We start from the raw sequence: 11,832 nt of genomic DNA, 5'->3' as shown, positions 1-11,832 counted from the left end.
GCTGACGGAAATTGAGTATGTGCGTGGCCGCGCGCCACGACCGCAGGACTTACACTCGGTACCGGAACATGTCCGCCGATATGGAAGGCAGGAATATGGCGAAACCTCAGGTGCTCATACTGCAGCACGCCGATTGGGAGCGTCCCGGACGGATTCTCTCGTATCTGGAAGAATGTGAACTTCCCACGCAAACGTTGCGTATCGCGACGCAAAAGAAGCCCGATGTGTCCGACTTTGACGAAACGGCCGGTCTTGTGGTGATGGGCGGACCGATGGACGCCGACGACACCGACCACTTCCCGGGACTTAAAACGGAAATGAAGCTTATCCGCGCTTGCGTCAGCTCCGGAAAGCCCGTGCTGGGCATCTGCTTGGGCCATCAACTGCTTTCACTCGCGCTGGGCGGCAAAATCAAGCACGGCTCTTCCGCGGAAATCGGCATTGGCCCCATCAAACGTGTGGCCGGCCAGGGATTCCTGGAAATGTGGGACAAATCCGTCAACGTGCTCAACTGGCATACAGATTGCGCCACGTTGCCCGAAGGCGCCCAGCTGCTCGCTAAATCGGAGGCCACGAAAGTGCAGGCCATGCGCTTCGGATCGGCGCTCGGATTGCAATTCCATGTGGAAGTGACGGCCCCGCTGCTCGAAGAATGGCTCAGCGAACCGACCATGGTCAAGCAGCTCAAGGCCGCCGGCGGGTCCAAAGCCCAGCTGCGTGAGGCGTTCGCCGCGGCCGACCCGCAAATGCAGGCCGTGGCCGAGGCCATTTTCTCGGGTTTCGCCGCCCGTTGCAGTACCTACGCCAAAGCGCTGCTCAAATAGCGGTTCCGCATGCTCTTAACCTTGCAGCCATAAAATTTTCTGGGCGTCATCTGGAAATATAGCCAGCTGCAAAAATACCCCCGAACCCTACGCGAATATGGTCTAATGAAACCGTTGACAACCACACGGCGGCCGGGAGGCCACCGAAAGGGAAAGGTTAAGATCATGGAAAACTTTGAAGAAATGCGTGAGCATCATTTCGAGCACAAGGCAGAGCGTGAATTCGACCGCGCCGAGCGCCATGACGAGCGCGCCTACAAGGAATATGTGAAGGCCGCACAGTCCACCGACGAGTCCTTCGACCGTTCCGACGAGGGCCACATCCACATGGCCAACCACGACGCCAACAAGGCCGGCCGTGAAGTGGACCGTGGCGACCACGAAGAAGACGTGGTGGACAAGGAAATCAACAAGGTCGCAGAAGATCTCGAGAAGGCTGGCGACAAGGCCGCCGAGTCCGAGATCAAGGAAGACGTGAAGGCCGACAAGAAGTTCTCCAAGGAGGAGGACAAGGAAGCCAAGGAAGAGGCCAAGGACGCTAAGAAAGCCTGCGGCTGCGGTTCCAAGAAGGACTGAGCACTTTTCCACCCCCTTGATGTATAATCACGGGGTTATTTGTGGCTGCGGGGCCCTCTACTGCCGCGGTGCACAAGGAACACGCGATTCCGATGTTCCATGCCCCACATGGAGCGGAAGAAAAGCACCCCTAGATTACAAGGAGAGCCATTTTGGCAACCAAGATTCGTCTCAAGCGCATGGGTAAGAAGTTCTACGCCGTCTACCGCGTGGTCGTAATGGATTCGCGCAAGAAGCGTGACGGTCGCGCTATCGAAGAGATCGGTCTGTACAACCCGAACACCCAGCCTTCCACCATCGAGATCAATTCTGAGCGCGCTCAGTACTGGCTCGGCGTTGGCGCTCAGCCGTCTGAGCCTGTGCTCAAGCTGCTGAAGATCACCGGCGATTGGCAGAAGTTCAAGGGCCTCAAGGGTGCTGAAGGCCACCTGAAGGCTGTTCCGGCCAAGCCGGAAGCCGCCGTTCTCGTGGAACAGGCCGAAGCCGAAGCCCAGAAGCTTAAGGCCGCCAAGTCCGCAGCCAAGGAAACCGCCGCTCAGGTGGCCGCTGCTGACGAAAAGGTTGAAATCGTTGATTCTAACGTTGAGGAAGCCTGATTATGCTTGCACAAGCCGTGGAACATCTGATCAAGAACATCGTTGATTTTCCTGACGACGTTTCGGTCAAGTCCCATGAAAACGCTCGCGGTGAACTGATTCGCGTTCGCGTGAATCCGGAAGATATTGGTCGCGTGATCGGACGCAACGGCCGTACGGCGAACGCCGTGCGCTGCGTGGTCCAATCCATGGCCGACCATAAGGTCCGCGTAGACATCATGGATGTTCGTAAGTGAGACTGTGAACGTGGTGCAGAATTTGCATAGTGACGACCCTCAGCAGCGTGAGCTGTTGAGGGTCTGCCATATTGGACGCGCACAGGGACTGAAAGGTGAAGTCACCGTGCGCACATTTACGGACGAACCGGAAGAACGGTTCGCTCCCGGTGCCCAATTGTTCACGCGCGACGGCCGAACCGTGTTTACCGTACAGCGCGCGCGAACGATGAACAATCGCTGGATCGTCAAGTTCGAAGGCATCGACGACCGCACGGCAGCCGAGTCGATCAACGGCACGGACCTGTATTGCGAAGCCGAAGATCTCGAAACGATGATGGAAGACGATCTGTGGTACGCCAAGGACCTGATTGGCCTCGAGGCGCGCATCACGCAGGACTCCATGGTCGGTTACCCGGCCGGACTCGTGGTCGGCAAAGTCGTGGACGTGTTGGACGGCCCGCAGTGGCTGCTCAAAATCCGTCTCGCCAACCCGCCGATCGACGAACAGACGGGAGAGCCTGGCGAGCGGACGGCGCTTGTACCGTTCGTGGAGCAGCTCGTTCCCGAAATCGATCCGGAAGAGCGTTATTTGACGCTCGATCCGCCGCAAGGACTTATTCCGGGACTGTGACCGGACGAAACTGCCGCATATCCATGGGCGCGTTTTGTATTGCTTGTTTTATAGCATGGCGCTCATGGATATCGACATCGTCTCTGTGTTCCCCGAATATTTTGAGGTACTCAATTTAAGTCTGCTCGGCAAGGCGCAAGCGAAGGGCCTTGTGCACGTGTCAAGCCACAATCTGCGCGACTGGACGCACGACGTGCACCACTCCGTGGACGACACTCCTGTCGGCGGCGGCGCAGGCATGGTGATGAAGCCGGAAGTCTGGGCCGAATGTCTCGACGAACTGCTGGGACTGGCGCCGCAAGAAATCGTCGAAACCGTTCATGAAACGGCCATTCCCGACAATACGGACGATATTGACGACGCGTCTGTCACTGAAGACGCCGACGTTGCGAAACATGCTGACGACTGGCCCGTATTGATCTTCCCGAATCCGTCCGCTCCCCTGTTCACCCAGGCGGACGCGACGGAACTGTCGCGCAAACAGCATCTTATTTTCGGATGCGGTCGTTACGAAGGATATGACGCACGCATTCCCGAGTATTACCGTGCGCAAGACGTGGACGTGCGCGAATATTCGATTGGCGACTATGTGCTCAACGGCGGCGAAGTGGCCGTGTCCGTCATGCTGGAAGCCATCACGCGACTGATCCCGGGATTCATGGGCAACGCCGAATCGATTGTCGAGGAGTCGTACACGGGAGACAACGCGCTGCTGGAACATTACCAGTACACGAAACCGGCCGTATGGCGCGGCATGGCCGTCCCGAGCGTGCTCACAAGCGGCGACCACGGCAAAGTCGACCGGTTCCGCCGCGACGAGGCGCTCGCAAAAACGAGCCGTATCCGCCCCGACCTTATTGAAGCGCTCGACTGCACAGCACTCGACAAAAAGGACCGCAAGGCGCTTATGGCGCTTGGCTGGAATGTGTCAGGCGCGCATCCGCGCAGGTAACCGTCAGTAGTTGTGCGGGCACGGAGTTGCTACTACGGGCAGCTCCGACCTACTCTTCGCTCGAGTTCGATGCTGACTCTGGAGCCGACTCGGACTCCGGCTCCATATAGAACACGGCCGTCTCGCCGTAATCGCGGCGCTCGCTGATCTGCCAGCCCGCGGGAGGCGTGGGCAGTTCGGAACGCGTGGAACGCTCGAGCATCATGAGGCCGTCTTCGGCCACGACTTTGCCCTGCACAAGGTCGGCGAGCAGCGCGTTGCAATCTTCCGTCGTCACGGCGTAGGGCGGATCCATAAGCACCACGTCGAACTGCGTGGGCTCTTCAGCATGCTTCGCGTTGTTCGCGGCCATGCGCGCCACATAGCGTTCAGCGCGCGCCTTGACCACGCGCACGGACAGTTCCGGACCGCTGGTCCACGCCCGCTGGCGGCGCAGCAAGGTAGCGGTCTGGGCGATCAGCTGGGCTGCCTGGGCGTTCGCCTCCACGAGCACAAGATCGTTCGCGCCGCGGCTCAACGCCTCGAATCCCAGCGCACCCGTGCCCGCATACAAATCGAGCACGCGGGCGTCCTCCAGGACGCCCCATGAATCCAGATGCGAGAAAATGGCCTCTTTCGTGCGATCCGTAGTGGGTCGCGTTACCGACCGCGGTGTGGTGAGCGGAGTTCCTTTAAAACGGCCAGTAATGATATGCATGCGTTTTAGCTTAGCATCCGGCCTTGCGCCGTCTCCTTTACCGCGGTCTGAGCCAGCGCCACCGACTCCTCGAAGCTCGCCGACGTGGGAATGCCATGCTTGTTGTGGGCGATGGCGATCGAGGCGGCCGCATTTGCGATCTGTACGGCGTCCTCGATATCCCAGCCTTCCGCGAGTAGTGCGCACAGCGCTCCCGTATGGCACGGTCCCGCAGAACGGATATGCGTGGCCTTCGTTTCAAAGCCCTCGATATGCACCACAGGACGATTCTTACGGCTCACCCAGGCGCCACGGGCGCCAGCACGCAGAATCACCGTGGAGTGCAGCGCGTTGCCGAGCGCTTCACAAAGCTTGAACATGGATTCGTCGAATCCTCCGCCCACGGTAAGCGTGCTGGATTCATCCACATGCACGGCCAGTCGGCTGGCCAGCGTACGCGCCTCCTGACGGTTCAACGACCAGATGGGCCGCGCGAGCACGAGATGTTCGAGCAGTTGGTCGCTCACGAGCTGCAGCGAGTTCGTGGGGTTGATCACGATTTTGAACGTGCGCTCGTCGGGACTACATTCGGGACGTTTGATGAATTCGTTGACGCCTACCGCGCTTTCATTCATGAGTGACGTGCCCGAAATATAGACCACGTCGCCTTCGCGTGGCGTAACGTGGTCGAACATGCGCACGTCGCCCATCGATTCCGCTCCATGGCTCGCGATGAACGTTTTGGCCGAACCGTCGTTCAGGACAATGCGGAAGCCGTTGTCGCGCGTTCCGTTGACTTGCCCCGTGGAGACGACGTGGGCGCGCTTCATTTTTTCGTGGATATAGGTGGCCCAATGGCCCGTTCCCATGATGCTCGCGTTTTCGGTGCGCGCCCCCATTTTGCTGGCGGCCTGCAGTACGCGGAAACTTCCGGAAACCGACCGCGAGACGTGGCGCGCGTTGATGAACTCGCCCGCAGCGGGAAGTTCTTTGACATCCATCATGATGTCGACCCAGATTTGTCCTAAGGAAATTACCGTGGGCTCATGGTCCCGCTGCACATGAAATCTACTGAGAAAGTCGCTCAACATAATTGCTCCGATCTTCTACCGCACTCCTCTAGCGCGTTCCAATGCTCACTACAATTCCTGTCATCAATCTGTACTCGATCGCCGGTGGCTATACCAGCATTCTTCCGATATTCTCACAAAACCCGTCCGTTTCATAAGGGTGTGAAACGGACGAGATTCGCTACGATGGTGCGCAAATCTGTATGATTCCTCACAATCGGCATGTTTTATGACAATCCCCAGCGTTTTGCGGTTTGCAAAACCCCCTAAACCGTTGTAGCGTGGTGTAGTTGCGTGTTTTTCCACGCCTTCGCGTAGGATGTTGCACGCAAGACTTGCAAGTCAACAGAAATTTCAAGGGAGTCCATTATGGCAGCTCGTTGCGCAGTGTGCGGCAAGGGACCGCAGACCGGTTTCTCGGTCTCGCACTCTCATATCCGCAATAAGCGCCTGTTCCGCCCGAACCTGCAGCGTGTTCACACGACGATCAACGGTGAAAACACCCACATCCGCGTGTGCACCAAATGCCTCAAGGCCGGCAAGGTTTCTCGCGTAGCGGCGTGAGCATGAGATAAATGTGAATAACCCCGAAGAGTTAATCTTCGGGGTTTTTCCGTATTTGGAGGGACTTGTAGGGGTACGCGGGATTTGTGGGGCTTCTTTGGTCCGCTGGCGGTACAAACGTCCTATTACTTCGCCTGATCCGTGGTGGTTGCGTACCGCCCGCGGTACAAACTCCCAGTACTTCCCCCCAACTTCTGCATTTTGCGACAGACACGCCGCGATTCATGTCGCAAAATGCAGAAGAAGCAATGCAGAAAAACTGCAGAATAAAGAGGCTGAAACCGGCCGCTAACGCTTCAAATCCGCGCCTCCCCTTCACCTCGCCCACATTACGAAATCATTTTGCATTTTCGCAAGATTTTTATTCCGTTGAAGGCTTGTTACAGATACGATTTTGGGGCATACAAACAAGGAAAAAGGGAGGCTCATATGACTGAGGTACTACCGCTACCTATGACCGCCCGTGTCACGAAAATTTCCGCTCTTCCCGGACTACCGAGTACTGAAACGTACGCGGTGGTCAATGGCGCGCTGTTTGCCAAAGTGGACCAGGACATTGAGGTCGCTGGTTATGTAGTGCAGCTTTCCGGCAAACGCAAGGCGCTCCCGCTGGCCGTGATCAGTACATCCATGAAGGCCTACGCGGTGAACGCTCCCGACACTTCAATAAAACGCATCACTAATAAGCACAGCCCCAACGTGCTCGACACCCATCCGAATCATGTGGATCGGGAATGCTGTTCGGTTACTGAGGCCCCGGATGCCGCGACGCCGCTCAGCATGGGCGCAAACGCAACCGCAGCCGCCACGACCCCGAACGCCAACACCGCAAGCGCGGCGAGCACCACGAATGCGGGCACGATGATTCATCTGTGCAATATGCCGGACTTGTGGCTGGCGCGCTGGCACGAATCCAAGCATAGTGGCGCCATCCAAGTGACGAATGAGCAGGAGCCGGATTTCCCCGTGACCGTGGGCGAATACGTGCATTACTCGGACTATTTCCGCTTCATGGGCGCCATCACCGACTTTGGCGACCACATGGGCCAATGGCATGATCCGCTGTCGTTCATGACCGTGGCGTGGCTCGGGTTGTGTTATGTGCCGCGCATGCACTGCAAGCGTGTGGGCGCAGGCGGAGGCCGCATCGGCGAGCTGTTCCTGCGCGTACTGCGCCAGCCGCTTCCCGACGCCGTCAATGCCTTGATCTGGCGCGGCACCACGCACGCGACCGACGTCAGCGACTTCGAACGTTTCTCCGCGCGTCAGCTCGTGGAAGCTGGCGCGGGCGACCTGCGTGCCATCGCGGCGCAGCACAAGCTCGAGCTCATCCGTCTGACCACCACGGACATGTTCTGGATTCGCTTCGATGAAACGCAAGTGCAAGGCCTGCAACACGATCTCATCGCTTCGGTGGAAGCGGCCCTAAACCGTCTGTCCACCGTGGAAATCGCGGCGCGCAAACGCGACAACGGCATGGGCATGCTTGCCACGCCAAGCGAGCAGGACTGCTATGACGCCGTGAAGGAAAGCGCGCACAACATGCGCGAGCACGCCAAATTCATCCGCCAAACGGCCACCGAAGACAATCCCTGGCGCACCATCCACAACGTCGAGGGCCAGCAGGGTGGCAATTGGGACGCCTACACACGATTCACTTCCGTGTGCGAGCAGCTCTCGCTGCCTTACCGTCTGGAATACCGCTGCGATGTGAATACGCAGGAAGGCGTCATGGCCATCGTGTGCACTACGCCCACGGCCATGATGTTCCCGTCCACGGATATGGTCGACGGCTCCTACGAGGACGTCAAATCGCGCCGCAGCGCCCATGCCGCCGCATATGCGCTGCGCCTCAACGCGCTTATGGCATATAACGCGTTTACGAGCAGCCTGAACATCACGAATGTGACCGTGACATGCAACGCGGGTTCCATTACGGGAGACACCGTGTTGTCGTTGCGTTACGACCGTACGATGTTCAATCTGCATACGCTGCCGCCGCTTATTTCCGGTGAATTGGACAATGTGGAGCTCGACAATGATCCGCTCGGCATCTACCGCATGATCGATCCGGCGGAACATCGGTTGCGTTTCAACCAAGATCGCGGCCTCAGCCCTGTCGATCCGCTTGCCGTTTCCGACTCCCTGCTCGCGCAACGCAAGCCGTTATGGGAAGACGATCGGCCGCTGCCTCCGTCGCTGCAGAAATTGTTGCGTGCGGACACCGCGAAAGAACTCGACGTCATGAATGACGATGAAATCGTCACGCGCGCCGAGATCAGCGAAATCGTCGCGGAAAATGAGGATTCATTATTGACGGCGTCGATCGAACTCGAGTCGGTACTGTTGCGGCTGGAAGACGCCACCCAACCCGATGAACACACCGACGAGGAGGCGGCCGACGAGTTCGCCGCGCAACTGTCGGGCCAATTCTCATTCGAAACGACGCAAGACGGCGCCGTCGACTTTGCGCATGGCAAGACGCCGGAAATCCGCGCGAAAACGAAACGGCTGTATTGCGAACGCCCGATTATGCGACTGTTGGTCAGTCTCGACGGCAATGACGATTCCGTACGGTACGAACGCGTTCCCGACGCGATGTTCGACGCGAAACTGCTGCTGGGACGCATCGACCGCGACGCCGGCAACCACGACCGCGCGCTTAGCGAGCAGCGCGAATGCGTGGCGTTGGCGCCGACCACCGCGCAGTCGTATATCGACCTGTCCATGACGTACGCGGAACTCGACGAAGATTTCGACGAGGCTTCGGACATGCTGATCCATGCGCTGCGCGTGGCCGTCATGCCAATGGACATCGCGTTCTGCTATTACCGCCTCGCGTATGCGATGTGGCAGCTCGGCTCGCCGGACGTGGCGCTCGCCTGTTACGTGAAAGCCACGGAAAACCAGCAGTCGGCGTTTTACGAGAACGCGCGCGCCGAGATGCAAGAGCTGATGAGCATCATGGATGAGGATACGCAAATCCCCACCACGCCCCAGGCCCATGCCACCTTACGCGCGGCGGCAATTCCTGTAGCGCCCAGCGACAATGTGGTTAATATTGTGGCGCAAGCGGCGATCGAACTCGTGGACGCGGGTTTCCCGCTTGCCGCGGACGAGGCCGTGTGGTTCCTCAGCCGCATTACGGAAGGCGACGTGTGTTCGTTGGTCAGCGCGAGTCTGCGCATCGGCGCGGACGCCATGGTTTAGGTAGTTGAAGTAGTGGTATGACCGCGGTTGCGCTGGGCGCAGCCAGATCCTTGGCACGCCAGACCGCCGCGCGAACTTCCGCTAATTGCTCGTGAGGAACCCTTCATTGCCGCGCGTGAAGTCCAGTACCGCCCCAGCCAACTGGACTTCACGCGACAACGCGGGATCCTTGTCCAACAACGCTTGCGCCTGCGCGCGCGCCTGTTCAATAAGCGCGGCGTCCTTGACCACACGCAGCAGCTTAAGGCTCGTCTTGCCGCCCGACTGCGCGTCTCCGAGCACGTCGCCCGCGCCGCGCAGCGCCAAATCTTCACGCGCGATTTCGGCGCCGTCCAACGAATGGGCGATCACGTCAAGACGCTGCTGGCCAATGGAATCGGGTTCGGCGCGCGACACGAGGAACGCCCAGCTGTTCGTGCCGCCACGTCCCACGCGGCCGCGCAGCTGGTGGAGCTGGGACAATCCGTACCGGTCGGCGTCAAAAATGATGATGCAACTGGCTTGCGGCACGTCCACACCCACCTCGATCACCGTGGTGGCCACCATTACGGGCGTCTTCCCCGAGGCGAAGCCTTCCATCACGGCGGCTTTCGTCGCGTCGTCGTCACGGCCCGTGAGCCTGCAGAACGCCACATCCGCGAATTGCGGCAACGCCTGCAAGCGGTCGTAAATTTCATCCACAGAATGCAACGGTTCGCGCACGGCCTGTTCGCCCAGGTCGTCGTCGGTTAGCAGCATGGGCTCGTCGGACACGACTTCATGCGAGACTTTGCGTTTCGCGCCCGAGCTTTCCGCGTCCTCCTCGTCCTCATCGATGCGCGAGCAAATGATATAGGCGCGCTCGCCCGCGTCGATACGCGACCGCACATGCGCGAACATCGATCCCATAAGCCGGCCGTCGTATTCGTCAATAATGAACGTGCGGATCGGTTTGCGTCCTCCCGGCAGCTCCGTCAGCCACGAAATGTCAAGATCGCCGAACCATGTCATGGCTGCGGTGCGCGGAATCGGTGTGGCCGTCATGACGAGCAGATGCGGATCATGCTCGCCTTTGTTGCGCAAAGTTTCGCGCTGGTCCACACCGAAACGATGCTGCTCGTCGATCACGGCAAGCGCCATGTTGGGCATTTGGAATGTAGCCGAGAACGCCGCGTGTGTGGCAATCACTATGCAGGGCTGCCCGCTGGCGGCCGTAGCGAGTGCGCGGCGCCTGGCCGCAAGTTTCATGCCGCCTGTCAGCAGCACCACGGGCACGTCGGGCGCCACTTGGGCGATTTGTTTGCTGATCGACGCGTAATGCTGCTGGGCGAGCACCAGCGTCGGCGCGACCATTACGGCCTGCTGGCCCGATCCCACGGCCTGCAGCATGGCTGCGATGGCCACCACGGTTTTGCCCGATCCCACTTCGCCTTCGAGCAGGCGCTGCATGGGATGGTCCTGTTCCATGTCGTTGCCGATTTCGCGGATTACGTCGCGCTGGCCGTCGGTGAGTGTGAACGGTAGGGCGTCGATGAACTTGTCGCGCAATGCCGTGTCCGTACAGGCGATGGCCGGCGAGTCGCCCGCTTTGGCGCGCGCCATGAGCAGCGCAGTCTGGCATACGATCGCTTCTTCACAGCGCATCGTGGCCAGTGCACGCTGGAACGAGGCCACGGAGTCGGGGTCGTGGATCTGGCTGAACGCCTCGGCGCGGCCCATATAGTGTCCCTCTTGCTGCACGCTGGCGGGCAGAATGTTGGGGATGGCCATGACGAGCCGCTGCGCCACTTCCTTGCTCGACTCATAGAGCGTGGTCATTGATGGCGCCGTTTGCGTTTCATTGCCACGCGCGTCCGCCGTGGCGTCGGCCGCCGATTTGCCGGCGAGCAGCATGAGCAGCGCCATAATCGTGTCGTGAATATGTTCGCTGGAGATGCGCGAGTTGGCGTGGTAGACGGGTCGCGGCCGGCATACGCGTTCGAGCGCCGCCATTGCGGTGGGAGCGTCGAAATGGGCGGGATCGTCGCCTTCTTGCGCCACCGTCAGCACTTCGGGATGCGTGAATTGCAGACGGTCGTTGTATTCGCTGGGTTCTCCTGAAATAACGATCAATGATTGCGCGCGCAGGCGGCTGCTCATCCAATCGATATACGATTTCCTGCGCGAGAAATAGACGAGGGACGCCACCGCTCCGCGTTCTTCGCGTTGGCGTGCGAATTCGTCGTCGTCCACGTTGACTTCGAGGCGATATCCGCCGCGCGCGCTCATTGGTGTGGCGCGAATGCCGCGCACACGCACGACGGTCGCCATTTTGCTGCCGACCACGGCCTCGTTCAAGGTTTTGACGCTGACGGGATCGGTGACGCGGAACGGATAGTACGTCAGCGCGTCCGCCACATTTTCCACGCCAAGAGATTTCAACGCATTGACGCGCCGCTTGTTGGTAATCAGCGAACTAATGGGCGTTTGCAAGGAAATCTCGGTCATGGTTTTATACTACGCGCCATATTTCGTGAAGAATAGCGTTACCGCGGCC

The 11,832-nt window shown here is 59.3% G+C and carries 11 protein-coding genes; 8 read left to right on the top strand and 3 right to left on the bottom strand.

Translation table 11 applies throughout. The features are described from left to right. Positions 1-95 precede the first annotated feature (95 nt). From BMAGN_RS04335 to trmD, 6 genes are all read left to right on the top strand, one after another. Positions 96-824, top strand: coding sequence for a type 1 glutamine amidotransferase (locus BMAGN_RS04335; RefSeq protein ID WP_022859956.1), 729 nt, complete (start codon positions 96-98; stop codon positions 822-824). A 165-nt stretch (positions 825-989) separates the two neighbouring features. Then, the gene (locus BMAGN_RS04330) at positions 990-1,400 is read left to right on the top strand and encodes a hypothetical protein (protein ID WP_022859955.1); all 411 of its coding nucleotides are present in this window, start codon (positions 990-992) and stop codon (positions 1,398-1,400) included. 152 nt (positions 1,401-1,552) lie between these two features. After that, positions 1,553-1,996, top strand: a complete 444-nt coding sequence (gene rpsP, locus BMAGN_RS04325) for a 30S ribosomal protein S16 (protein WP_022859954.1) — start codon at positions 1,553-1,555, stop codon at positions 1,994-1,996. A gap of 2 nt (positions 1,997-1,998) precedes the next feature. Next, the gene (locus BMAGN_RS04320) at positions 1,999-2,232 is read left to right on the top strand and encodes an RNA-binding protein (RefSeq protein WP_022859953.1); all 234 of its coding nucleotides are present in this window, start codon (positions 1,999-2,001) and stop codon (positions 2,230-2,232) included. Between the two features lie 22 nt (positions 2,233-2,254). Then, positions 2,255-2,845 carry a ribosome maturation factor RimM gene (gene rimM / locus BMAGN_RS04315; protein ID WP_051126646.1) on the top strand — a complete coding sequence of 197 codons (591 nt, stop codon included), beginning with the start codon at positions 2,255-2,257 and terminating at the stop codon, positions 2,843-2,845. Between the two features lie 64 nt (positions 2,846-2,909). Next, entirely contained in the window at positions 2,910-3,797 is an 888-nt protein-coding gene (gene trmD, locus BMAGN_RS04310) for a tRNA (guanosine(37)-N1)-methyltransferase TrmD (protein WP_022859951.1), read from the top strand. Positions 3,798-3,846: 49 nt separating this feature from the next. Here trmD and rsmD read toward each other — a convergent pair whose 3' ends face one another. Beyond that, complete coding sequence (rsmD, locus tag BMAGN_RS04305; protein ID WP_022859950.1) at positions 3,847-4,494, bottom strand: 16S rRNA (guanine(966)-N(2))-methyltransferase RsmD; 648 nt, start codon at positions 4,492-4,494, stop codon at positions 3,847-3,849. A 5-nt stretch (positions 4,495-4,499) separates the two neighbouring features. Further along, positions 4,500-5,564 carry a PfkB family carbohydrate kinase gene (locus tag BMAGN_RS04300; RefSeq protein ID WP_026502055.1) on the bottom strand — a complete coding sequence of 355 codons (1,065 nt, stop codon included), beginning with the start codon at positions 5,562-5,564 and terminating at the stop codon, positions 4,500-4,502. Positions 5,565-5,912: 348 nt separating this feature from the next. On the opposite strand from BMAGN_RS04300, the gene rpmB reads away from it, so the two are divergent. Further along, the gene (gene rpmB, locus BMAGN_RS04295; RefSeq protein WP_022859948.1) at positions 5,913-6,107 is read left to right on the top strand and encodes a 50S ribosomal protein L28; all 195 of its coding nucleotides are present in this window, start codon (positions 5,913-5,915) and stop codon (positions 6,105-6,107) included. Between the two features lie 429 nt (positions 6,108-6,536). Continuing rightward, positions 6,537-9,317, top strand: coding sequence for a tetratricopeptide repeat protein (locus tag BMAGN_RS04290; protein WP_152593291.1), 2,781 nt, complete (start codon positions 6,537-6,539; stop codon positions 9,315-9,317). An 81-nt stretch (positions 9,318-9,398) separates the two neighbouring features. Here BMAGN_RS04290 and BMAGN_RS04285 read toward each other — a convergent pair whose 3' ends face one another. Further along, positions 9,399-11,783 (bottom strand): ATP-dependent DNA helicase RecG, encoded by a 2,385-nt coding sequence (locus BMAGN_RS04285; RefSeq protein ID WP_022859946.1) that lies wholly within the window; start codon positions 11,781-11,783, stop codon positions 9,399-9,401. Between the last annotated feature and the right edge of the window lie 49 nt (positions 11,784-11,832).

This window comes from Bifidobacterium magnum (genome assembly GCF_000741255.1).
In the GTDB taxonomy this organism is placed as follows: domain Bacteria; phylum Actinomycetota; class Actinomycetes; order Actinomycetales; family Bifidobacteriaceae; genus Bifidobacterium; species Bifidobacterium magnum.
This window is presented reverse-complemented; position numbering and strand designations above follow the sequence as displayed.